Annotated in this window: 17 protein-coding genes, 1 tRNA gene and 1 pseudogene; 9 read left to right on the top strand and 10 right to left on the bottom strand. The window is 57.0% G+C overall.

From position 1 onward, the window contains the following. The first annotated feature begins 201 nt into the window (after positions 1-201). The gene (locus HMPREF2860_RS10595; protein ID WP_052155528.1) at positions 202-501 is read left to right on the top strand and encodes a hypothetical protein; all 300 of its coding nucleotides are present in this window, start codon (positions 202-204) and stop codon (positions 499-501) included. Positions 502-995: 494 nt separating this feature from the next. Continuing rightward, positions 996-1615: pseudogene (locus HMPREF2860_RS11105) on the top strand (IS3 family transposase); the annotation flags it as partial. Positions 1616-2058: 443 nt separating this feature from the next. Here the strand turns inward: HMPREF2860_RS11105 and HMPREF2860_RS10605 are convergent. The 3 genes from HMPREF2860_RS10605 to HMPREF2860_RS10615 form a co-directional block, all read right to left on the bottom strand. Continuing rightward, positions 2059-2132: transfer RNA gene (locus HMPREF2860_RS10605), tRNA-Leu, on the bottom strand. Positions 2133-2182: 50 nt separating this feature from the next. Next, entirely contained in the window at positions 2183-3160 is a 978-nt protein-coding gene (locus HMPREF2860_RS10610) for a DUF368 domain-containing protein (RefSeq protein WP_038625686.1), read from the bottom strand. Positions 3161-3357: 197 nt separating this feature from the next. Further along, positions 3358-3948, bottom strand: coding sequence for a TetR/AcrR family transcriptional regulator (locus tag HMPREF2860_RS10615; protein WP_038625684.1), 591 nt, complete (start codon positions 3946-3948; stop codon positions 3358-3360). Positions 3949-4407: 459 nt separating this feature from the next. Here HMPREF2860_RS10615 and polA point away from each other — a divergent pair, with 459 nt between their 5' ends. The 4 genes from polA to coaE all read left to right on the top strand — a co-directional run bounded on the left by polA (position 4408) and on the right by coaE (position 10908). Beyond that, positions 4408-7038: a DNA polymerase I gene (polA, locus tag HMPREF2860_RS10620; protein WP_038625682.1), complete on the top strand. Its 2631-nt coding sequence runs from the start codon at positions 4408-4410 to the stop codon at positions 7036-7038. Positions 7039-7321: 283 nt separating this feature from the next. After that, complete coding sequence (gene rpsA / locus HMPREF2860_RS10625) at positions 7322-8785, top strand: 30S ribosomal protein S1 (protein WP_005510285.1); 1464 nt, start codon at positions 7322-7324, stop codon at positions 8783-8785. 377 nt (positions 8786-9162) lie between these two features. Continuing rightward, positions 9163-10254 (top strand): glutathione S-transferase family protein, encoded by a 1092-nt coding sequence (locus HMPREF2860_RS10635; protein WP_239392976.1) that lies wholly within the window; start codon positions 9163-9165, stop codon positions 10252-10254. A gap of 33 nt (positions 10255-10287) precedes the next feature. Next, positions 10288-10908 (top strand): dephospho-CoA kinase, encoded by a 621-nt coding sequence (gene coaE / locus HMPREF2860_RS10640; protein WP_038625675.1) that lies wholly within the window; start codon positions 10288-10290, stop codon positions 10906-10908. 51 nt (positions 10909-10959) lie between these two features. On the opposite strand, the gene HMPREF2860_RS10645 is transcribed toward coaE, so the two are convergent. After that, complete coding sequence (locus HMPREF2860_RS10645; RefSeq protein WP_070628919.1) at positions 10960-12150, bottom strand: aminotransferase class I/II-fold pyridoxal phosphate-dependent enzyme; 1191 nt, start codon at positions 12148-12150, stop codon at positions 10960-10962. Positions 12151-12343: 193 nt separating this feature from the next. Between HMPREF2860_RS10645 and HMPREF2860_RS10650 the strand changes: the two genes are divergently transcribed. After that, entirely contained in the window at positions 12344-13729 is a 1386-nt protein-coding gene (locus HMPREF2860_RS10650; RefSeq protein WP_070628920.1) for an alpha/beta hydrolase, read from the top strand. A gap of 94 nt (positions 13730-13823) precedes the next feature. Further along, positions 13824-16409: a bifunctional lysylphosphatidylglycerol flippase/synthetase MprF gene (gene mprF / locus HMPREF2860_RS10655; RefSeq protein ID WP_070628921.1), complete on the top strand. Its 2586-nt coding sequence runs from the start codon at positions 13824-13826 to the stop codon at positions 16407-16409. On the opposite strand, the gene HMPREF2860_RS10660 is transcribed toward mprF, so the two are convergent. The 6 genes from HMPREF2860_RS10660 to HMPREF2860_RS10685 all read right to left on the bottom strand — a co-directional run bounded on the left by HMPREF2860_RS10660 (position 16402) and on the right by HMPREF2860_RS10685 (position 21937). Continuing rightward, positions 16402-17109, bottom strand: coding sequence for a hypothetical protein (locus HMPREF2860_RS10660; RefSeq protein WP_070628922.1), 708 nt, complete (start codon positions 17107-17109; stop codon positions 16402-16404). The two genes, mprF and HMPREF2860_RS10660, sit on opposite strands and share 8 nt — an antisense overlap. An 80-nt stretch (positions 17110-17189) precedes the next feature. Then, positions 17190-17786: a response regulator transcription factor gene (locus HMPREF2860_RS10665; RefSeq protein WP_048732178.1), complete on the bottom strand. Its 597-nt coding sequence runs from the start codon at positions 17784-17786 to the stop codon at positions 17190-17192. Next, the gene (locus HMPREF2860_RS10670) at positions 17783-19027 is read right to left on the bottom strand and encodes a sensor histidine kinase (protein ID WP_016422916.1); all 1245 of its coding nucleotides are present in this window, start codon (positions 19025-19027) and stop codon (positions 17783-17785) included. The genes HMPREF2860_RS10665 and HMPREF2860_RS10670 overlap by 4 nt, the downstream gene beginning before the upstream one ends. 117 nt (positions 19028-19144) lie before the next feature. Beyond that, positions 19145-19993, bottom strand: coding sequence for an ABC transporter permease (locus HMPREF2860_RS10675; RefSeq protein ID WP_005511993.1), 849 nt, complete (start codon positions 19991-19993; stop codon positions 19145-19147). Positions 19994-20017: 24 nt separating this feature from the next. Then, positions 20018-20986 carry an ABC transporter ATP-binding protein gene (locus tag HMPREF2860_RS10680; protein WP_038625667.1) on the bottom strand — a complete coding sequence of 323 codons (969 nt, stop codon included), beginning with the start codon at positions 20984-20986 and terminating at the stop codon, positions 20018-20020. Positions 20987-21055: 69 nt separating this feature from the next. Continuing rightward, the gene (locus tag HMPREF2860_RS10685; protein ID WP_070628923.1) at positions 21056-21937 is read right to left on the bottom strand and encodes a type IV toxin-antitoxin system AbiEi family antitoxin domain-containing protein; all 882 of its coding nucleotides are present in this window, start codon (positions 21935-21937) and stop codon (positions 21056-21058) included. A gap of 336 nt (positions 21938-22273) precedes the next feature. Here HMPREF2860_RS10685 and uvrB point away from each other — a divergent pair, with 336 nt between their 5' ends. Continuing rightward, positions 22274-24406 carry an excinuclease ABC subunit UvrB gene (gene uvrB / locus HMPREF2860_RS10695; RefSeq protein ID WP_070628925.1) on the top strand — a complete coding sequence of 711 codons (2133 nt, stop codon included), beginning with the start codon at positions 22274-22276 and terminating at the stop codon, positions 24404-24406. Positions 24407-24409: the final 3 nt, after the last annotated feature.

Consider the following 24409-nt stretch of genomic DNA (forward strand, 5'->3'; position numbering starts at 1 on the left):
ACGAAGTTCGCTAAGTAAGCAGCAGCGTGAGCAGTTGGTTGAGCTTTTCGAGCAGGGCAACGAACTCGATTTAGTTGTCCAGCTGGCTCCGGCCAAGTCGACGAGTGGATATGACCTGAAAATTACGAGTGTCTTTTTCCGCACGAGGAGAACGCGTACGCGGAATTGACGAAGATGGAAACATACGGGAGGTGACTTTCAATGATGGGTATCGTTTCGTTGTGCCAGAGGATCGAGAAGGAGTCTAGCCCGCGGGTGCAGTTCGACCGGCTGCATGGAGCAGGTGGTGACTTGACCCTCGAAATCTTCCTCAATGATCTCGTCGAAGCCCGAGCTTATGTGCCTGAATCTCTCAAGCGTGAGTTCCTTATGACCTGGGCCGATGAGCCAATCATTTTCGATGCAATCCCGGGGGAAGAGGAAGAGGGCATTACTCACGATCTCGTTGTCGAGTTCGCTGCGATGGATCCGGTAATCGACCTCGGTCCGAACTGGGGCTAATCAGAATCACGCCCTAATCAGCCCGGCCGCCCCACTACGGGGCGCGCCGGGCTCCGTCATGGAAGGCCCCGCCCGTGGTGGGCAACCGGTTTCGAAAACCGGCATGGGGCGTCACGGCGTCGGGGTTCGATTCCTCGGGCATTGACCCCATTTCCCCCTGGCGGGCTCTGTGGGGTTTTGCGTACCCGAAGTGTTTTTCTCCCAGGAGGGGCAAAAAGATCTATGTCTACGAATGAAGCGGCCGCTGATGTACCGGCCTCCGATTCCACGTCAGATGCTCCGGTGCAGGCTGAACCTGCTCGCGAGAATCACGGCGCGGAAGAGAAGCAGGTAATGACCATCGAGGATTACAAGTCCGCGTTGGAAAAGGTTCGTCGTGAGGCAGCGAAGTATCGCACGGAAAACAAGGAGCTTCATCCACAGGTAAAGAAGGCCAGGGAAGCCGAACAGGTCAGTTGGGGCGAGCTGCTCAAGGTGCAAGAGCGCATGGCGGCATTGGAGGCGGAAAAGGCCGCAGACGTGGACGAACCCCGGTCACCACGATCAGCCCGAAGGCACCGGATCATCGCCCGGACCTGGTGCAGCGAAACTTTCGTGCACACGGACCGGGCAGGCTTTGGGCTGCCGATATTACTTACGTTCGCGCCCTGTCCGGATTCGTCTACACCGCGTTTGTCGTTGATGTCTTCAGCCGGAAAATTGTTGGTGTTGCTACTCGCTCGACGATTCGTACCGATGGAGGCCTTGGAGCATGCGTTAACGACTGCTGGGGCGGATTAATGGCAACCAGTTGATTCACCATAGTGATCGGAGCAGTCAGTACGTGTCATTGAAATATTCCACGGCTTTATCTGAGCCTGGAATCCGCCCGAGTGGGGGAACAGTCGGCGCTTCTTATGACAATGCTCTGGCCGAAACAGTCAATGGTTTCTACAAAGTGGAACTCATTCATGCCCAAGGCCGATGGACGGCGGTCGGAGAAGTCGAACTGGTCATCTTGCGGTGGGTGCATTGGTGGAATACCAAGCGCCTTCACGAAGCATTGGACTACGCTGCCCCACAAGAGATAGAAACTGAGTACTATCTCACCCAGCCGGTCAGTACAGGGCAGTAAAAGAAGCGGAACTAAACCCAGGACGCTTCGCACCGCAGCCGGACTTGGCGAGACTGACCGGGATTGTTGGGGATTCGCAGGCGCTACCGACGGCCCGGAACCCACCGAGCGAGGAATGAGTCAAGAATCTTTGCCCCGCTAGTTTGAGTTGTTCGGTTTTCCCGAACGGCTTGGCTGGCGGGGCGTTTTTCATGCCTACAAGGCGGGGCTAGGCAACGATACTGTTTTCGAAAAGTACGATTTCACAGCCGAACTCTTGAGTTCGGAAATCGTACTGCTTTACGGCGCAATTGCGTGGTGCGTTTGTGGCTCACTTTTGGCTCAAAATACCCGTGAAAGTGCGTGAAAGTGCGTGAAAAGGAGTGAAAGATAGTGAATACAAACCCAAGCAAAAACCCGCCCCCACCAGGCTAAACGCCAGATGAAAGCGGGTTTTAAAATCGTGCCCCCGGTGAGACTCGAACTCACACTGGACGGGTTTTGAATCCGTTGCCTCTGCCAATTGGGCTACAGGGGCGCAAAGCCGTCGATAAGCGAAAATGCTCTGTCGAAGCGACCTTGACTAGTTTAGTCCATCGACCCCGAATTAGAAAAACGGCGCTGCGCATAAGCGACGACACTGACGATTGCGGCGCCGAGAATGAACAGTCCGAGGGCGAGTCCCCAGTCGGAGCCGATGCCCTGGAGCTCGTTGTTCTCGGTCTGCCACGGCCAGAGCGCGCGCAGGGAACCGAGCATGAGTCCGGACATGGCGACCAGCGTGAGCGCCTGGTGTGTACTCAACAGCCATTCGAGGAGGCGGATGAACAGGACGATGCCGATCAGCGCGCCGACGAAGAAAGTGCCGATGTAGGCGATGTCACGGTCATGAATTGCGCCCATGGTCGGCGCGTAGAGTCCGATGACCAACAGGAAGAAAGAGCCAGAAACGCCCGGCAGCACTAGTGCACACACGGCAATCGAAGCGGCGATGAGCACGAGCCATAGAGGTGGCTGTGTCGGCGCAGCTTGGGGTAGCGAAGTCAGCGCGAACAGGGCGACGCTGAAAAACAGGAAGACTGCGATGGCCTTGCCGCGCATGCCCGGCTGACGCAGGGCACCCGGCTGCAGCTCGTTCAGCGGCATGGTGATTGAGGCGGCGATCATGCCCATGAACAGTGCTCGGGAAGCGACCGGCTGATTGGTGACGAAGTTCTCCATGACTCCTGCCATGGAGAAGACCACGGCAACCATGCCGATAGCCACCGGGATGAGCAGCCACCAGTCAACCCTGCGCAGGTCCTCCTTGAAGGTGCCCTTGGAGATCGCTCGCGGCAGGTCGGTGATGCGCTTTGCCGATTCAATCAGGCGTCCGTAGATGCCCGTAATCAGCGCAAGCGTACCTCCGGAGACACCCGGAATCGTCTCGGCGAGACCAATGAGGCCACCACGAACTGCGTTGGCGATGACACCCAGCGGGGTCGGCTTCGGGATTTCAGAGTAGGGGCTCGTGGTCGGCAGCGTAGTCGACTCTGCACCAGGAGCGCTCATATTTTCAGTAGACATCGCAGGCCATTGTATGTCTTCCACCTGAGAAGAACCGTATTTCCGTGTGTGTATTAGCAGCTTCGGAGTGCGATTAAGAACACAAAACAAAAAGCAGCGCCTGGGGCGGCGCTGCTGATTCAGTGAGTTACGCAGGAGTAGGCGGTGGGTGGTGGATGGTGGAGCTGCTTCCTGAGCTGTTGAGCTGTGCTCGGACCTTAGCCGTGCTCGATAATCTGCTGCAGGCAGCTCCCCAGGGCCTCCACTGAGATCTTCGGCGCGTTGGTCTCGTCGATCAAACCGGTATCGGAAAGAACTAGGTATCCGACGCAGAGGGAAATAACCATCTGGCTGCGGTACACAGCAGTTTCGTGGCTGATGTTCTCTGGGCCGTCTTCTTCGACGCGGTGAATCAGGTCGTCGGCGATAGCTTCATTGAACCGTTCGGCGATGACTTTTGCAGTTTCCTCGGAGTCAAGGGATCCGACGATCAGCGGAATCATGGACTGTCCGGCCATTCCTTGACCAGTCAAAATAGCGCTGGCCATCCGCTGGCCAAGTTCATTGAAAGGAGCTCGGCTGAGCGTGCCTTTGAACTGGCTGAAGTCAATCAGTTCGGCCATGAGGCCTTCTTTGGAGCCGAAGTACTTGATGATGAGCGGCGCGCTAACGCCCGCATCGCTGGCAATCTCCTTCAGTGGCACGCTTCGCAAAGGCTTGCGCGCGAAGTGCCGAGCTGCAGCCGCGATAATGCGCTCGCGGGTGGACTGGGCACTCCGTTGGAAATTGGTCGAATCGAACTCACTCATGCTGACGAGTCTAAAGCCATGAAAGCGTAACTACGCCAATTGCTTTCAGGTGCACGCGCAGGACGTGGCGATATGTTTTCGCGGCCACCTCAAAGAGGGGGTAATTTCTAGACGCCTCATTGGGGGCAGGTTCTATGCATGTTGTTGAACAATCGTTGGAAAATATGGAAAAACTCCAGGAAAATAAGGCGAATATTAAAGTTGGATTACAGTATTTCGGAAACTGAAACCAAGTACCAAGCGACGCTAGGGAGGCTCCCTCTTGCGAATCACTGTTCAGGTGGACTAATGGGCTGCTGAGCCCGTTTCAAAATACAGCCTGATTACCGTAATTATTATTCACCGAAGCTGGTCGGCTAACAGCTCATCCTGCGCAGCCCGCGAGTCCCCAGCGCGAATCTCAGTTTTCCTACGCTGTTCGATATTTTCCTACACTGGGATGTCATGAAGAAGACCCTCATGCTTATCGACGGTCATTCCATGGCCTTCCGCGCGTTCTTTGCCCTTCCGGTGGATAATTTCTCAACCACCGGCGGTCAGACAACGAACGCGGTGTACGGCTTCCTTTCTATGCTGTCCAATATCCTCAGCGAGGAAAAACCCACGCACGTGGCGGTCGCCTTCGATGTCGCCCGCGAGACCTTCCGCAACGAGATTTTCCCGGAGTATAAGGCCCAGCGTGAGAAGACTCCTGAGGAATTCCGTGGTCAGGTGCCGCTTATTCAACAGGTGCTGAAAGAGATGGGCATCGTCACGCTGGAAAAGGACAACTACGAGGCCGACGACATTATCGCGACGTTGGCTACCCAGGCCAAGCCTGAGGGCTTCGAAACGCTCATCGTCACCGGCGACCGCGACTCATTCCAGTTGGTCAATGACACCACCACGGTGCTCTATCCAATGCGCGGCGTCACCACGCTGCATCGCTTCACGCCTGCGGCTATTGAGAAAAAGTACGGTCTAACGCCGACTCAGTACCCGGACTTCGCGGCCCTCCGTGGCGACCCTTCCGACAATCTCCCGGGCATTCCAGGGGTCGGCGAGAAAACCGCGACGAAGTGGATCGTTCAGTACGGCACACTGGAAAACCTCATCGATCACGCCGACGAAATCCGCGGCAAAGTCGGCGACAACTTCCGCGAGCGCGTCGCAAATGTCCAGCTGAACCGTGACATCACCGAAATGGTCAAGGACCTGCCCTTGCCGTACGGTCCGAACGAGCTCGAGCTCCGGCCCGCTGATGCCCAGGGAATCATCGACTTCTTCGACCGCCTCGAATTCGGCGATAACCTCCGCGAGCGCGTCTTCCGCACCCTTTCTATCGAAGGCGCGGGCGTCACCGCCTCCACCAGTGACAGCGCGACAAAGCTCGAGGCTGTCTCGCTTGACGACGGCGCCCTGGCTGTCTGGCTCGATGAACTGCACGAGCCGGCCGCGTTGCAGGTCGGGGAGCATACCTTGATGATTGGCTCCGCTGATGAGAAGGGCAAGACCTCCAGTCAGGCCGTTTCTCTCGACCTCGGCGAGCTATCCGCAGAAGATGCCGACACACTGCGCGAGTGGCTCGCAGGCGACCACCCGAAGCTGGTGCATGACTGTAAATCGGCCATGCATGCGCTCTGGAACTATGGCTTCGAGCTGGCGGGGGTTATCCACGACACTTTCTTGGCCGCGTACCTGCTGCGCCCAAGTCAGCGCAGTTACAGCTTGGACAACGTCGTCCAGCGGCACCTGGGGCAGACTCTTTCGCAGGCCGACGGTCAGATGACCCTGCTCGATGGCCCGGCCGAAGACGCTTCCCATGTCGCCGCCGTTATCGACCTGGCTGAACGACTGGCGGTCGAACTCGACGAGGCCGGGCTCTACAGTGTGTACGCCGACCTGGAAGTTCCGCTTGCTCCAGTGCTTGGCCGGATGGAACGCGTCGGTATCGCTGTGGATGTCGATGCGCTCGAGGAGCTTCACAAGCAGGCGCAGGCGGCTACCGATGAGGCGGAGAGTGAGGCTCGCAACCTCGTCGATAAGCCTGAGCTGAATCTCGGATCGCCGAAGCAGTTGCAAGAAGTCCTGTTTGACCAGCTGGGAATGCCCAAGACGAAGAAGACGAAGACTGGCTATTCCACGGCGGCGAAGGAAATTGAGGGGCTGGCGAAGGTCAACCCGCATCCGTTCCTGGATTACCTGCTGAAGTTCCGCGAGTCGCAGAAGATGAAGTCGACCGTGGAAGGATTGATTAAGGCCGTCGCTGATGATGGCCGTATTCATACGACCTTTAATCAAACGGTCGCGGCGACGGGGCGCCTGTCGTCGACGGAGCCGAATCTGCAGAATATTCCGGTGCGCACGGAGTTCGGGCGACGGATTCGTGAGGCGTTCGTGGTGGGCGATGGCTATGCGCAGCTGATTACCGCGGACTACTCGCAGATTGAGATGCGTGTGATGGCGCACCTGTCGCAGGATCCGGGGCTGATTGAGGCCTACCGACAGGGCGAGGATCTGCATAACTACGTCGGCTCGAAGGTCTTCGGTGTCGGCATTGATGAGGTCACGCCCGAGCTGCGTCGTCGTGTGAAGGCGATGAGCTACGGTCTGGCTTACGGTCTGAGCGCTTTTGGTCTGGCTCAGCAGCTGGATATCCCGCAGCGCGAGGCGAAGAAGCTCATGGAGGACTACTTCGAGCGCTTCGGCGGCGTGCGCGATTACCTGCACAAGGTTGTTGAGCAGGCGCGCAAGGACGGCTTTACGGCCACGATGTTCGATCGGCGCCGCTACCTGCCGGAGCTCAACGCCGACAACCGCATCGCTCGCGATAACGCGGAACGCGCGGCATTGAACTCGCCGATTCAGGGGTCCGCTGCAGACATTATTAAGATTGCGATGCTCCGGGTCGACGATGCTTTACGACGCGGCGGGTTGCGCTCGCGTGTCCTCCTGCAGGTTCATGACGAACTGGTTGTGGAAGTTGCAGATGGGGAAGAGGCGGCAATCAAGGAGCTGTTGCATCGGGAGATGGACTCGGCGGCTGAATTGCTGGTACCGCTGGATGTTTCCATCGGTGCTGGTGTGAACTGGGATGCTGCTGCGCATTAGTGGTGCGAAGGCGGGGCGGAGGTCGCGGCCGGCGGACCTTTTGCGGACTCACCGAGGGCGTGTTGCGGACTTGAATGTCGCAGCTCAAATCGGTATTGTTCGCTAGGTATGCATTAGCATGCCGACTTTGCAGCCTCGAGTTCCGGGGGACATCGGGTTAACTAATTGCCAATGGCGAGATTCGCCGAAAGCGGATTTGGCCCGGTTGTCCAGGAGTTTCTTTGAGGGGCAAGGCCGAAATTGTCCGTTTTTCGATTTCTATCCGCTTCGGAGCACATCTTATATGTCCACTTCTAACGTCCCTCAGGTTGCCATCAACGACATTGGCACCGCTGAGGATTTCCTGGCCGCTGTCGACTCGACGATGAAGTACTTCAACGATGGTGACATCGTTGAGGGCACCGTCGTTAAGGTTGACCGCGACGAGGTTCTTCTCGACATCGGCTACAAGACTGAAGGTGTCATTCCTTCCCGCGAACTGTCCATCAAGCACGATGTCGACCCTGACGAAGTGGTCGAAGTTGGCGATGAGATCGACGCGCTGGTCCTGACCAAGGAAGACAAGGAAGGCCGCCTCATCCTGTCCAAGAAGCGCGCTCAGTACGAGCGTGCTTGGGGCACCATCGAGCAGCTCAAGGAGAACGACGAGCCGGTTACCGGTACCGTCATTGAGGTCGTCAAGGGCGGCCTGATCCTCGACATCGGCCTGCGCGGCTTCTTGCCGGCTTCCCTCGTCGAGATGCGTCGTGTCCGCGACCTCCAGCCGTACATCGGCCAGGAGATTGAGGCCAAGATCATCGAGCTCGACAAGAACCGCAACAACGTCGTTCTGTCCCGCCGTGCATGGCTCGAGCAGACCCAGTCTGAGGTCCGCTCCGAGTTCCTGCACCAGCTGCAGAAGGGCCAGGTCCGCAAGGGTGTCGTTTCCTCCATCGTCAACTTCGGCGCATTCGTCGATCTCGGCGGTGTTGACGGCCTGGTTCACGTTTCCGAGCTGTCCTGGAAGCACATCGACCACCCGTCCGAGGTTGTCCAGGTTGGCGACGAGGTCACCGTCGAGGTTCTCGAGGTCGACCTGAACCGCGAGCGCGTTTCCCTGTCCCTGAAGGCTACTCAGGAAGATCCGTGGCGCGTCTTTGCCCGCACTCACGCAATCGGTCAGATTGTACCGGGCAAGGTCACCAAGCTGGTTCCGTTCGGTGCGTTCGTCCGCGTCGAGGAAGGCATCGAGGGTCTGGTTCACATCTCCGAGCTGGCTTCCCGCCACATCGATGTTCCGGACCAGATCGTCTCCGTCGACGAGCAGGTCATGGTCAAGGTCATCGATATCGACCTCGAGCGTCGTCGTATCTCCCTGTCCCTCAAGCAGGCTGACGAGGACTTCACCGAAGAGTTCGACCCGACCAAGTACGGCATGGGCGACTCCTACGACGAGCAGGGCAACTACATCTTCCCGGAGGGCTTCGACCCGGAGACCAACGAGTGGATGGAGGGCTTCGAGACCCAGCGCGCAGAGTGGGAGGCTCGCTACGCAGAGGCGGAGCGTCACCACCAGCTGCACGCTGCCCAGATCGAGCGTCACCGCGCTGCAGCTGCCGAGGCTGCAGAGACCGCTTCGAACTACTCCTCCGAGTCCGGCGAGGCAGCTCCGGCTGCTCCGGCCGCACCGGCTGCAGACAACGCAGGCGGCACCCTGGCTTCCGACGAGCAGCTCGCTGCTCTGCGTGAGAAGCTGGCTGGCAACTAAGCTAGACCGCTAAGGGCTTATACGTCCCTTTGAGAAATCGCCCCGGCGAGGTTTTCCTCGCTGGGGCTTTTTCGTGCCTTCTTTGCTTTACGACGGGCACCCGCTCGGCCTTTTTTCTAGTGGCGGCTTGGGTGCTTGCTGCATTTTTGGTCCTGGTGTTGGGACTTTGGGCCATGAAGGTGGCACCGCTGTTGCCTAAGGCGGGCTTGCGCTTCACCAGAAGTGGCTTGCTGCACAGTAACCGGCTGCTGGCGAAGCTCAAGCCGTCCTAATGGCCTTGGTGGCCCTTATGGCCGTGGTTGCCCTGTCGATTTTGGTGGCTCTGTCTGTTCTGGCCGCCGTTGACAGCCTGTCTGCCTACCCATATGGTTGATGATATGACAACAAAGTATGAAGCTAACCAGATAGAGGACTCCTCCCATTCCACCGGCGGTGTGTACTCCCAGGAGGGCAAAGACTTTAACCGCGATACTCGCTATATCAATGACCGCATTGTTAAGAACGGTCGCGAGGTAGGCGAGGGGATTAAGACGTGGCCCGTTGAAGCCGGGCGCTACCGTCTTGTTGCGGCTCGTGCGTGCCCGTGGGCACACCGCACGCTTATCGTTCGCAGGCTGCTTGGCTTGGAAGATGCAATTTCGGTCGGAATTCCAGGGCCGGTTCACGATGCCCGCTCCTGGACATTCGATAAGGGACCGGGTGGCCGGGACGAAATACTCGGCTACGAGCGCCTGCAGGAGGCATTCCTCAAGCGTTTCCCGGACTACCAGCGGGGCATTACCGTCCCGGCCATCGTCGAGATTGAATCGGGCGAGGTTGTGACCAACGACTTCCCCTGGATCACCTTGGATTTCATTACCGAGTGGACCGAGTTTCATCGCCACGGCGCCCCGGATCTCTACCCGGAGGAGATGCGTGAGGAAATGGATGAGCTCATGGAGTTCATCTATACCGAAATCAATAACGGTGTCTACCGCTGTGGCTTCGCGGGTTCGCAGGAGTCCTATGACAAGGCTTACGACCGCCTGTTCAGCGCCCTAGACAAGGTATCTGAGCGCTTAGAGACCCGCCGCTACCTCATGGGCGAGCACATCACTGAGGCCGACATTCGCCTTTACACGACCCTCATCCGCTTCGATGCGGTCTACCACGGCCACTTCAAGTGCAACCGGAACACGATCTCCGAGATGCCGGTTCTATACAACTACCTGCGTGATCTCTTCCAGACTCCGGGCTTCGGCGACACCACTGACTTTGTCGATATCAAGCGCCACTACTACGAGGTCCACCGCGACCTCAATCCTTTAGGTATTGTCCCGAAGGGCCCGGAGCTCTTCGACCTGCTCCAGCCGCACGGTCGTGAAGACCTTGGTGGCAGCCCATTTGGTAACGGTACCGCTCCGGATTCAGTCAACCCGGATCCCGTTGAAGAGGGCCACCGCATCGAGGATCTCGTCGTAAAGCACTAACGTGCCGGGGCGTGTCGACGTACCCTTAGAGACATGCTCAAAGTAGGACTAACCGGTGGCATGGGCAGTGGAAAATCTACGGTCGCCCGTAGGTTTGCCGAGCTCGGTGCCGCCATCATCGACGCTGATCAGATTGCTCGTGACGTCGTCGAACCCGGCGAACCGGCGCTGGCCGAACTCGCCGAAGCTTTCGGCGAGGGCATTTTGCTTGACGACGGCTCCCTCAACCGCGGCGAGCTTGCGAAGCGGGCCTTCGTATCCGCGGAGAAGACGGAGCTGCTGAACTCCATCACTCACCCGCGTATTGAGCAGCGCACCGAAGAGCAGTTCAACGCGGCAGGTGACGCCATCATCGTGTTCGACTCGCCGCTGCTAATTGAAATGGGGCAGTCGGAAGTGCAGGACCTCGTCGTGGTTGTGCATACCCCGGTGGAGGTCCGTCTCGACCGTCTGGTGGAAAGCCGCGGTGTAGACCGAGAGGATGCGAAGCAGCGCATCGCTAAGCAAATCAGCGACGATAAGCGTTTGCAGTTCGCCGATGTGGTGCTGGAAAACTCAGGTACCGAGGAGGATCTCGTGCGCCAGGTCGACCGGATTTGGGAGCGGATTATTCAGCCGCTGAACCAGATTCGTCAGCTACAGGCCGGGCAATAGCAGTCCGACCAGTAAACAGTTCCGCAAGCAGACTGACCAGCGGAAGCCCATCTAGGAGGAAGACCGACCGGCAAGATAATCCCGCAGCCGCGCGATCGCCTCCTCAATCACCTCGGCGCGCTTGCAGAAAGCGAATCGCACCAGGCCGCGGTATTTTTCTGACTCCGGGTCATCCACAAAGGCGGTGACGGGGATAGCTGCGACTCGGCATTCCTTGACCAGGCGGGTGCAGGTCTCCAGTGCGTCTCCATGCCCCCAGCTCGAGACATCGGCGACGACAAAATACCCTGCCTGCGGCGTGAAGACGTCGGCGCCAAGGCCCTCCAGCCCATCGGCGAGGAGCCGCATGTTGCCTTCGAGTTGGCTCGCTAGCTCATCCACCCATGGAGCACATTCTTTCAGGCCACGGGCGACCGCCGGCTGGAGGGGAGTAGCACCGACGTAGCTCAAGAACTGCTTGGCCTTGACCACGCCATCGAGCAACTCGGCCGGAGCGAGCGTCCAGCCAATCTTCCAGCCGGTGACGTTGAAGGTCTTTGCGGCGCTGGACACGACAATGGTGCGCTCACGCATGCCCGGCAGAGTGCTGATGGAAGAGTGTGACAATCCGTTGAAGTACAGGCGTTCGTAGACTTCGTCGGCAAGCACAAGCAGATTGTTTGCGATGGCGACATCGGCGATAGCCTGCAAGTCCTCGTTTGTGAGGATGGTGCCGGTGGGATTGTGCGGCGAATTGATGATGATCATGGCCGTTTCGGCGGTGACGGCATCGGCAAGTGCACTGCGGTCGAGCGACCAGAAGCGTTCGGTGTCCGAGGCCGTGGGAATGAGCGGCACCGCGGTATATGTGCAGTTAGCCAGTGCGATGGCGGCTTTGTACGAGTCGTAGTACGGCTCGATGACGATGACGTGGCTGCCGGGTTCGAGATGCCCCAAGGCGGTGGCGGCAATCGCTTCCGTGGCGCCGACGGTGACCAGGCATTCAGTGTCGGCATCGTAGACCTGTCCCGTGCGGCGGGCGCGATCGGCGACGATGGCCTCGCGGAGCACCTTCATACCGCGGCCGGGTCCGTACTGGTTATTTCCGCCAGCTATCTGATGCTGCGCCTCAGCGAGTACCTCCGCCGGCCCGTCCCAATCGGGGAAGCCCTGCCCAAGATTGATTGCATCGTACTCAGTGGCGAGGCGGGACATGGTGGCGAAAATGGTCTCGCCGAAAGGGCGCAAGCGGGAAACGGTCATGGTATTTACTGTAGGTGGAATCTCATGAGTTCGAAGCATGAAGCTGCAGGATGTGATGGTCGTCAGTCCGCGAAGCTGTGTACACCAGCTTTGGCGTGCCATCTCTGAGCGCTACAAATCGAAGCGACAATTCTAGACAAGAGCTTCAGATATTCTGTGCATTCTCTTCCTTTTAAAAAATAGTCTTTACCGCATGCAAGATTGGTCGTGGTACGCCCTTGAGGCTGCCAAATTGGTACAGCTGCGTGGCAGAGTTCCAGAAATTATCGCAGTTATACTAATGCTGCTGACTCTCGGGTTTCTCCTTTGGCTGGTTGCAAAGGGGAACAGCTCTAGAAAATCGGGACTAATTCAAGTTTGCGCGATTGTAGTGGCTGTCTCTGTGGTGAGCACCATCGGCTGGTATGTGCTTAATAAGGTGTGGCGACCGATCCCGGACTACATCGGTATTGAAGTTTTCGGACCATTCGCATCTGGCTTGTCCGGCATCGTTGCTCTAGTTGTAATTGCGTCTTCCAAGAAGCCTAGGCGCATCATTGCGGGTCTTCTCGTCTGCTCACTATCAGTACTCGGCGCCTATGCCGTTCCCAATATTCACTATGGCACGTATGCAAACTTGGCCCAGGTGCTACGCGGACCAGGCAAAGTGCAGGCTTTTGGCGAGGTAGATGGGCTCGCGCCGGTCGCGGATGTTTATCGTCCCGGTGACAGTGAGTCGGCAAAACAAACATCCTTGGAACAACGGTGGCGGCCACGCCAAGCCGAAAATATAGGTACTGATAGTAGCGTTCTCGTTCAAGCCGATATCCCTGCTACTAACTTCTCTCCGCGCCCCTCCATCGTCTACCTTCCTCCGGCATATTTTACTCGACCGCGTCCGCTGCTGCCTGTGCTTGTGCTAATGCCAGGACAGCCGGGTACGCCTAAGGATTGGTTGGTAAACGGTGACCTAAAAAACACTATGGACCGCTTTGCTGAGCAACACAATGGATTGGCGCCGATTGTGGCGATTGCTGATCAGCTTTCTTCGAGCTTCAAGAACCCGCTCTGCTCCGATACTGAAAATGGGGCGGTCGCAACCTATCTGGAACATGACGTACCGGCGTGGCTAGAGGAACACTTCCAAGTAGACACTCGACCGCAATCGTGGGCTGTTGGCGGATTGTCCAATGGAGGTACCTGCGCAATGCAGGTTCTCAGCCGTAAAGGTGGGCCGTACCGCACCGTTTTGGACATGTCGGGTGAGGAGTTTCCAAATCTGCACAACCTTGAGACGACTATCGACAAGGGATTTGGCGGTGACAAGGCCGCATTTGAGGAAAACAATCCACTTTCGATTTTTTCCTCGGGGGAGGATTTCACCGGGTATTCCGCATTTTGTTCCATTGGCGATAAGGAACCTAGAGACGTCATCGAAGGGCTCTGGAAAGTCTGCCGAGCCGGGCATAGCCAGGGAATGGACGTACAGGAGCGCACCTATTCTGGAACGCACGAATGGAAGGTGTGGGAGAAGTCGCTTGACGACGAGCTTCCCTGGCTCGCGGCGAAAATGAATCTTATTCGGATGCCGAGCCACTAAGTCGCAAGACTACTAAATATGTTTCCCAATACGCCATTAAAAGTGGGCTGTCTGTTTAGATCAACTTCGAGATAAAAGATTGGATTTCAAGGATATGGCGCTACAATCGTTATTTCAGTGGCTTAGGGCGCACGGAAAAATCTTAAAGATTGTTTTCTATATTGCGATAATCTCCATTATCGTGCTTGTCGCTCGTGACCAGTTTGCCGCTATTTCAGGAAGCCAACTTCGAGAAATATTTGTTGATACGTCGATGCACGTAAATGCAATCATCATGGCATTGGGACTGATTGCGTTCAGCGCGACGGGGCTCTACGATTTGGTCGCTTCCAAATACGCCGGTGTGGAGGTGTCACCGCGCGAAGCGTTGAAAATCGGTTGGATTGCGCAGGCCTTTAATAATTTTGCCGGATTTGGCGGTCTCACCGGAGGCACAATTCGCGCAAAATACTATACCTGGGCGGGTGCGGACCGAGATAAGTCCATTGGAGTTTCGGCCAGTGTGTGGGCTGCCAACCTACTTGGATTATTCGTACTGTTGGCAATAACTTTGCCGTACGCAGTGCATTTCGATGGCTGGTTAATTATCGTCGCGATAATCTCATGTATGTATCTACCGCTGTTTTTCTTGGCGGACAGATTGAAACTTGGGGTGATCGATTTAAGAAAAACGACGTTTGCGCAGATAGGAATGCGCGAAAAGTGGAATCTTCTCGGCGCCTCTGTTATCGATTGGGCCGCAGCTGGGCTATTTTTCTGGGCATGTGTTCGTGTCTTCACACTGGATTTCTCATTCCCAATTGCTATCTTTATTTTTGCAACCGCGACTTTGGCCGGATTGCTATCTTTCCTGCCCGCGGGTGCCGGTAGCTTCGACCTCACGGTGATTGCACTGTGCGCCAAACTTGGCCTCGACACTAATCAAGTTTTGCTTGGGCTGGTACTGTATCGCGTTTTCTATTACATCGTTCCGTGGCTGTTGGCCACGGTCGTGTGGGTCGCCGACAGCGTGAAAGAACTCGAGTCCGATTTTCCGCACCGTGTCATGGCGCGGGTGCTGGCTTTAGTAACCGTTTTTTCTAGCCTCCTGCTCTTTATCTCAGCGCTAACACCTGAAATCGCCTCTCGTATTCAAATCATCCAAGAGGTTTTGCCAAGTACTGTGCGGAAGGCATCGCACTTGACCGTGTTATTTACCGCAGTCATGTTGCTTATCTTGGCGCGCGGGATTAACCAGCGAGTTAGGCGTTGTTACCAGCTGGTCTTGGTCTTGCTCGGTGTGGCAGCTGTTGCTTGTTTAGCCCGCGGAATCGACTATGAAGAGGCTATTTATCTCGCGGTCTTTGCACTAGCACTATTTGCATCGCGCAGTGCCTTTGACCGAGATCCACTCCCATTAAAGTGGAGTAGTTTCGTGCCGACGGCAGCTCTGGCGATTGCTATTCCAATCGTGCTTTCGAGTTGGCATGCGCTTCGGGTAAACAAGGTGGTCAATGTACCCGCACCATCCCATCATGCCAATACCCACTGGCCAATGATTCTTTTCTACGTAATGCTCGCCTGCGCAGTGGCAATTGCGGTATTGTTTTCTCGTTGCCGCGCTCCAGAGTTTGAGGAGCCATGCGAAGAGCAGACACGTCGTTTCGAGAAGCTGATTGCAAAATGGGGTGGAAATGCTTTCTCGCACCTATATTACCTAGGCGACAAGCAGGTCTTCTTTACCGTCGATAAGCGAAATGGTGCGGATAGAGCAGCACTGTTGTATCGCCCGCAGGGTACGACATTGATTGCACTCGGTGACCCATTTGGCGACCCGGATTCTTTCAATCAATTATTCGCGGACTTTATTGATTATGCAGACACCTTTCAGTGTTCCGTCGCATTCTATGAAGTGGGCGAAGAGCATTTGGCGCGGTGCGTCAATGAGGGGATGAGCCTGGTCAAATTAGGTGAAGATGCGACGGTTGATATTTCTGGTTTCACGAGAGTCGGTAGTAAGGGCAAGACCTTCCGGCGCATGCACAACAAGTTGGAAAGCTCCGCTTGTACTTTTGAAATTGTCGAAGCACCGTACAGTCCAGACCTCATTACGGAATTGCGAGATGCATCGCAGGCGTGGCTCGGAAAGCGCACAGAAATGAGTTTTTCTCTCGGCTTCTTCGACGAGAATTATCTATCTCGTGCACCGATTGCCATAGTCCGATCGGCAGACTCAGATCGTATTGAAGGGTTCGCATCGCTAATGCCGCAGGGGTTAAGCGTTGCGTCGGTGGATTTGATGCGCATTCGCCCCGATGCGCCAGATGGCGTGATGGATGGCATTTTCGTGAATCTGATGGAGTGGGCAAAGAACCATGGATATACCGAGTTCAATTTTGGCATGGCACCAATGTCAAACACAGGTGCCCGACCGCATTCTAGGCTCAGCGAAAAAACGATCTATTTGGTGTACAACTACGGCGGACGGATTTATAACTTCCGCGGGCTGCGCAATTACAAGGAGAAGTTCAAGCCTGTATGGAAGTCTCGGTACTTGACCTACACCGATGTGAAATCGTTGCCTGCCATTACCGCAAGTCTGTCGAAACTGATCAATCGGCCAGGGCAGTATTCAGCAATTGCGCTGTCAACGAGTGAAGACGAAATGCCTGCTCCCGAAATGGCAATCAACGCTAATTGATATAAATCCGTGCGTCGTTTCCGCCGCTGCACGCCACGACACCATCGCCCTGCGTGCCGCAGCTGACATCGTAGGTCTGGCCGGTCGCAGGGCTCGTTGCCTGAATATTCGGCTTCAAATTATCGCGAATGTTATCAGCGGTGGCGTTGAGACCGTCGGTCTGCTGATGGAAGACCTCGGTGGCAAACTCACAGCTGGTATTCGGCCCGGCAACGACCAGATTCGTGCGGTAACCATCGCCATACACGCAAACAGTCATCTCCTCGCCCCCGGTAAACGTGGTCCCCGGCGACGAGTTGCTGTAGATGATGTCCCTCATCGCCTGGCCGATGTCTGCATTTTCGCTTGACGACGAAGACGTGGTTTCCGTATCCCTATTGGTTTGTCCACCATTTTGTGATGGGGCCGTCTCGGAAGAATTTGCATCGTCGGAAGTGTCGTCGGAGTTTCCGGCAGCGCCACCGTTATTGCTGCCGCCAGCATCAGAGTTTGAGCCGGTTGGGTTCGGCCTATTCTCTGAGTTTGCGTTTGATGCGTTGCCGTCAGTCTGAGTCATGGTGGCGGTGTCAGCTGCCGATTGGCTAGTTACTGCGCCGTCGTTTTGAGAGCAGGCGGTGAAGGTCAATGCGGTTGTGGCGAGGATACCGGCGATGAGTGCACGTCGTGAAGCAAAGGTGTGGTGGGTGTTCGTAGGCGTCACGCAGTGGGCAGTAGGGAGTTTTCGCACTATGAAAGTAATAACGATTCGATGAAAATCAGGGCGGTATTTCGACCTGTTTTCTAGAGCCAACCATTGTCGCGAGCAGTTTTCGCGGCCTCGACGCGGTTTGAGGTATTCGTCTTCGTGATAATTGACGACACCTGATTGCGCACCGTGCCCTTGGCAATGAAGAGCTGGCCGGCGATTGTGCCCGTATCAGCGCCTTGGAGAATCAGTCGAGCGATCTCGACTTCGCGGTCGGTCAGGGGAGAGTCGGCCGTGAAAAGTGAGGCCTCGGCCAAGGCCGGATCGATGACTCGGAGGTCGGAGTGGACGCGTCGAATAGCTTCTGCGAGCTGCTCAGGAGGCGTGTCCTTTGCCAGGAATCCGCTGGCACCGGCCTGAAGTGCGCGTTTGAGGTAGCCGGGGCGAGCAAAAGTAGTGACGACGAGGCAGCGGCAGTGGTCAGAAATTTTCGCGATGGTGTCAATGCCGTTGAGGCGCGGCATTTCGATGTCAATAAGCGCGACATCGACGTCCTGCTCGGTGACTTTTTGCGTTGTTTCAATGCCGTCGGCGGCTTCAGCCACGATGTCCAAGTCCGGTTCGGTTTCCAGTAGAGCCTTTAAAGCCCCTCGAACTAGGTGCTGATCATCAGCTATGAGAACGCGAATCATCTATTCTCCCGCGCATATTCGGTGACGGTTGTGTCAGTGAGGTGGTTTTTGGAGCTTGTGGTGGATGAACGGCCCGCGTGGTGGGAACGGTGCGAGCGCTGCAAGCGTGACTGCGTCATCGTGGCCACAAGGCGAGTGCCGCGACCTGGTGCGGACTCGATAATGAGGTCACCGCCAGCATCCTGGACACGCTGCTTCAGCCCAGCCAATCCACCAGCGGCGACAGTTTGGCCTTCGCCCGTGGTAGCCGCGGAGGAATCGCAGCCTAGGTCGGAAATGTCGAAGCCGATGCCATCGTCGATGATTTCCACGCTGGATGGTGTGAGTTCGATTGAGACATTCTCCGCCTCAGAATGCCGAATGATATTGGTGGTGGCCTCGCGAATCACCCAGGAGAAGAGTTTCGCATTGGTGGTTACACCGCTGGAATCGTCGGGAAGCGAAGCCTCAATGTGTGCGGTGTGGAATGCCCGCGCGGCGGCGGCGAGCTCGCCTGCGAGATCCGGCTGGCGCATGCGTGTGACTGTTGAGCGGACTTCGGCAAGCGATGTGCGCGACAGAGCGGTGATGGCCTCGAGTTCGGCAGCGGCGGCATCGGGGTTGGTGTGGACCAAACGCCGCGCGACTTCAGATTTAAGCGAGATGACCGTCAGCGAATGGCCCAGCACGTCGTGGACATCGCGGGCGATGGAGTCGCGCTGCTGGCTGAGCTCAATTTCCTGGTTGAGCTGGGCTCGTTCCTGGGAGAACCTGCTGAGTTGAACAACGCAGCAGACAACGACGGCCCAAAACAGGGCATCGATGGGTAAGATGAGACCGCTTTCCGGAGCCAAGAAATGACTAATGGTAACGATTGTTGCGCCGAGCACGCCAATGCTGAGGATGGCGGGGATGATGGGCAGCATCCAACTGAGCAATGCTGCGACAAATGGCAGGAATGCGCTGGCGCCGTTTCCCACAAGCGGGATGGAGAGCAGGCCGAACGCTGCGACTATGCACAGGGCAAGTATGTTGCGAGCTCGTTGCAACCAGCCGCGAGGATAGTAGTGAAGTGAGCCCCAGATGAAGATGTACACCAGCGCAAAGCTGACAATCAGCGCAGTTATCTGAGCGACCTTTTCGGCGCCGAAACCGAAGAAGACGAAGGGTAAAACCACAATCCAGATGCCAGCCGACAGTGCGGAGTAGACATGGAATCCCTGGAAGGGATGGCTGAAGCTGCGTCGCAAAGTGGTTGTCATAGATGCCTAGGCGGTCTCGGTCGGTGGCAGAGGGAAGTTGGTCTAGTTAGTCACAGGTTAGATGGAGGCGATGGCTATCGCTTGGGTTTGCTATCTAGCCGTGTTTCGCCGCGCTATTTACAGCCGCGACTTCTCGCGCTTGTTCAGATATATGCAGAAGCCGATTAGCAGGATGCTCCACACTGCAACATTGACAATGGGCACCCACAGTGGCTCGGTGTAGAGTCCTGCACCAGTATCCGTGCTGGGAGTAAGACCTGCGGTCAGCGGATACCTCGACAGAGTCACAGAACCGAACAGTGGCGTGAAGCGGCTGATTGCCAGCAACGTGCCCTGCATCGGGATAAAGAGGTTACCGAGGTAAGACAGCACGACAATCGAGCCCGACGCGATACTGAGCGCTGACGGCTTCGGCAGCAGCAGTGCCCAGGCATAGCCGTAGAAACCAAACGGCAAACAGGTTACAACACAGAGAATGAAGCTGACAATCCAGGCCCGTGGCTCCATCTCGGCGCCGATGACGAGGCCGAGAAGATACATTGCCGCAATCGGCAACACTGCGGCGAAGAGCACCAGAATTGCCTGGCTTAGTACAATACGCGACGTCGACATTGGTGTCAGCGCAAGCTGGCGACCCCATCCCGTGGTTTGCTCCATAATCGTTTGTCCGGCGCTGGCCACCGCTGCTGTGACGCCGCCGTAAATAGCCATGCCAATCATCACGTAGGCGGTGACATTGCCGTGAGGGAAGGCATCGCCGCCGCGGTCGAGCGAGGCACCGAACACCAGAAAGAACAAGATGGGCAGGCCGATGGAGAAGAACAGGTTCGACCAGTCGGACAGATAGCGTTTGATCTGAATGGCGATGTATGTCGACAGGCCGTGGGATTCGGTTAGCTTTGTTGCGCTGGTACCAGCAGTCGCGCCGGGTATGTCGGACGAAGTTTCAGTCGCGGTGTACGTCATGGCAATCCTTTCCAGTTATTTCCTTTAGTTCCCAGCAGCCACGGCGACATCGGGCGTGGCATCAGCTGCAACATCTGCGTCACGCTGCATAGAAATGAAAATGTCATCAAGCTTCGCGCGCTGGACCGTGAAGTCGGTCGCATCCGTCTCCGTTACCAAGTGACGAAGCAGTGAGTCCGAATCCCGTGTCCGCAGCCGCACGCGCCTACTGGTCCCGGCCGGTTCCCCAGCAGCGCTACTCAACCAGGTGACCTCATCGACCTCAGTGCGCTCTGAAAGCTCCGGTGCCGCACCCGGAAAATTAGCCTCAACCAGCACTGATTTACTCAGCGCAAGCATGCTCGGCGTATCCAAGTCCGCCATGATACGCCCCTTGTGCAGCATGATGATTCGCTTCGAAAAATCCTCCGCCTCATCCATGTAATGCGTGGTGAACAACACCGTCGTGCCACGCTCCGCCCGGGCATGAATATCCGCCCAAAAATTGCGCCGCGCACTCGGATCCATCCCCGCTGTCGGCTCATCCAACATAATCAACTCCGGATCACCGAGCAGGGCCAACGCAAACTTCAATCGCTGCTGCTCACCGCCCGAGCACTTACCGACTTTCCGCTTCAGCAAGGGTTCCAGCCGCGCTTGCTTTACGACGTCCGCCAACGCCACATGCTCCGAATAGCCACTGGCAATCATCTTGAGTGTGTCCTCGACCGTTACGTCGGGAAGCAAACCGCCCGTCTGCAAGATAGCGCCGACCTGCTGAGCATTGACCGCGTTCCTGGATGATTGGCCGTTGACTTCGATGCGGCCGGCGGTGGGTGTGGTCAGGCCGAGGATGAGATCGATAAGTGTGGTTTTGCCTGCGCCGTTTTCACCGAGGATGGCGACGACCTCACCGCGGCGGACGGTGGCGCTGACATCATCGAGTGCGGTTACCTGGCCTTTGCTGAATTGCTTGGTGATATTGGAGAACTCGAGAATTACGTCCGGATTCATAGTTCCAAGTTCAGCGCGGATTAGAGGTATGGACGTATAGGTAATGTCACGAATTGCCCATGACAGGTGTCATTGCTTGTTGGCGTAGCCAACCGTTGGATTCCACTCCCAGACTTTCTGGCAGGCAGGCCATCCTGGTTTATAGTCCACGCGGGGACGGCGCTTTTGTACCCATCGGATTGCCTGCTCGATTTCGTCGAGGACGCTGTCGAGATTCCAATTGATGCATGAGTCTGTGAACCGCAGGACTATCCAGCCGTGCAGCGTGCCGGAGTTGGTCTTCCAACGATCTGAGATGAATGAGTCCTCGTTCGCGTGGTACTTCTCGGAGTCGACTTCGATGGCTATTTTCCACTGGTCAAGTAGGATATCGAAGCAGTAGGGGCCGATGAAGTGGTTCATTCGGATCCGGTACCCGCGCTTAATCAATGGGCGAGCCAGCTTGCGCTCGAGTTCGCTGCATGCGCCGATCGGCGTGGTGGCGATGATTTCACGCAGCCATGCGGGGACTTTCCGCATCCGGCTGAGGTCGTGGTTGAGTCGCTTCTCGCCGTCCCGGCCGGCGTAGTGTGTTTCCAGGATTCTGCGTGCATAGTCTTTTGAAGCTCGTGCTGCCCAGAGTGCTTCGACAACTGGAAGGCCATTGATGCTGGTGCAGGCCGGCAGGCGGCTATGCCTAATAGAGAAGGTTTCGGCCTGAACTGATCCCGCGCCTTCCGTCTGGATAGGAAATGTCAGGGGAAGTCTCAAGTGGATTTGAGCTGCGCTTTTACCGCTTAGAGCAATCTTTTTGTAATGCCCTGTGATTGCTCGGGCGACTGAGGCGGGAGAGTGGTCGTCAATGTAGAGGCCACGTACTAATTTAGTTAGTCTGCCTTGTTGTAGGAGGGCTCTGGTCTTTTTCTCTCCGATGCCGAGTGCACGTAACTCGGCCGTGGTGAAACTTCCCATGGTCGGGACTCTAAGCCTTTTTGATTCAGGGGCTTTTCTTTGAGAGAGGCTCCGCGTCCAATCTGTGGACAACTTTCAAGGTGTGGATAATCCAGGCCGCCCGCAGCCGCGCAGCCGCAGCCTCAACCTCAACCTCGTACCCGCGGACCATCGATAAGACGGCTTGCACTTCACCAGGAGCCAGTCGCTGCGTACCAAGGGCCAGCTGGTGAAGCGGAACCCCGCCTGCGGTGCCTGCGGTGCCTGTGCTGGCCCCAAATCCCCACAGCCACCCCAAAGCCCAGGGAAGCGAGCATAACCAGCCCATGTAAAGCAGCCTTCGCTACGCTGGGAACTATGGCATTTGCAGCAGAGCAACCCGTCCTCGCGCACTCGGAGTTCCGTCCCGTCGGTGAAGTCGAGCGCGCGGAGGGAACCTTCGAGGTCATCAGCGAGTTCGAGCCCTCGGGCGACCAGCCGCAGGCAATCGCGGAACTGTCGGAACGCCTGGACAGAGGCGAGCGCGAGGTCGTCCTGATGGGTGCCACGGGTACCGGTAAATCAGCCACTGCGGCGTGGCTGATCGAAAAGGTGCAACGGCCAACCCTCGTCATGGCGCCGAACAAGACTCTGGCGGCTCAGCTGGCCAATGAGCTCCGCAGCCTGCTGCCAAACAACGCGGTCGAGTACTTCGTTTCCTACTACGACTACTACCAACCAGAGGCCTACATCGCGCAGACCGATACCTATATTGAAAAGGATTCCTCCATCAACGAGGATGTGGAGCGCCTGCGCCACTCGGCTACTTCAGCGCTGTTGTCGCGTCGCGACGTAGTCGTCGTCAGCTCTGTTTCTTGCATCTATGGCCTGGGTACCCCGCAGTCTTACCTCGACCGTTCGGTGTGGCTGAAGGAGGGCGAGGAAGTCGATCGCGACCAGTTCCTGCGCCTTTTGGTGGACATTCAGTATGCCCGCAATGATATCGCTTTTACCCGCGGCACCTTCCGAGTAAAAGGCGACGTGGTCGACATCATCCCGGCCTACGAAGAAAAGGCCGTGCGGGTGGAGTTCTTCGGCGACGAGATTGATTCGCTGTACTACCTCAATCCAGTCACAGGCGACGTCATCGACCAAGTCCCTGAGCTGCGCATTTTCCCTGCTACGCACTACGTCGCCGGCCCGGAGCGCATGGAACGTGCCGTCGCGGACATCAAGGCCGAGCTCGCCGAACGCCTGGCAGACCTAGAAAACCGCGGCAAGCTGCTGGAAGCACAGCGTCTGCGCATGCGCACGGAGTACGACCTCGAAATGATCGAGCAAGTCGGCTTCTGCTCCGGTATTGAGAACTACTCGCGCCACATCGATGGTCGCGCGCCGGGCTCGGCCCCCGCGACGCTCATCGACTATTTCCCGGAGGACTTCCTCACTATCATCGATGAGTCGCACGTCACTGTGCCGCAGATTGGCGGCATGTTCGAGGGCGATGCCTCCCGTAAGCGCAACCTCGTCGACTTTGGTTTCCGCCTCCCGTCGGCGCTGGATAACCGGCCGCTGACGTTCGATGAATTCGATGCCCGAGTGGGCCAGGTCGTGTTCATGTCCGCAACGCCGGGTGACTATGAGCTCGAGAAGGCCGGTGGTGAGTATGTGGAGCAGGTCATTCGTCCGACTGGGCTGGTGGATCCCAAGATCGTCGTTAAGCCGACTGAGGGGCAGATTGATGATCTGATTGGCGAGATCCGAAAGCGCACCGAGCGTGACGAACGCGTCCTCGTGACCACCCTGACGAAGAAGATGGCGGAGGACCTGACCGACTACCTGCTCGAAACTGGCGTGCAAGTGCGGTATATGCACTCGGATGTGGATACGCTCAAGCGCGTTGAGCTGCTGCGACAGTTGCGTCTCGGTGAGTACGACGTGCTGGTCGGCATTAACCTGCTGCGCGAGGGCCTCGACTTGCCCGAGGTTTCGCTGGTGGCAATCCTCGACGCTGACAAGGAGGGGTTCTTGCGTTCGGAGCGTTCGTTGATTCAGACGATTGGTCGTGCCGCGCGAAACGTTTCCGGCGAGGTGCACATGTACGCCGACAAGATTACCGATTCCATGCAGTTCGCCATCGATGAGACGGAGCGGCGCCGCGAAAAGCAGATCGCGTACAACACCGAGCATGGTATCGATCCGCAGCCGCTGCGCAAGAAGATTGCGGACATTCTGGATCAGGTTTACGACAACGCTGACACTGATTACGAAGGCAAGACCGGTGCGCCCGCCGATGCGCTGCTCTCGCGTGCCGACGGCTCGGGCGCGGCCGATGGTGCCAGCGGTAAGCAGATGCCGCGGGCTGAGCTCGAGGCTCTTATTGCAGATTTGTCGGAGCAGATGGCCGCGGCTGCGCGTGAGTTGAAGTTCGAGCTCGCGGGGCGCTTGCGCGATGAGATTTTCGACCTCAAGAAGGAACTTAAGGGGATGATTGAGGCCGGTGTCGAGTAGTTT

It is taken from the genome of Corynebacterium sp. HMSC064E10, assembly GCF_001812505.1.
Lineage (GTDB): Bacteria > Actinomycetota > Actinomycetes > Mycobacteriales > Mycobacteriaceae > Corynebacterium > Corynebacterium amycolatum.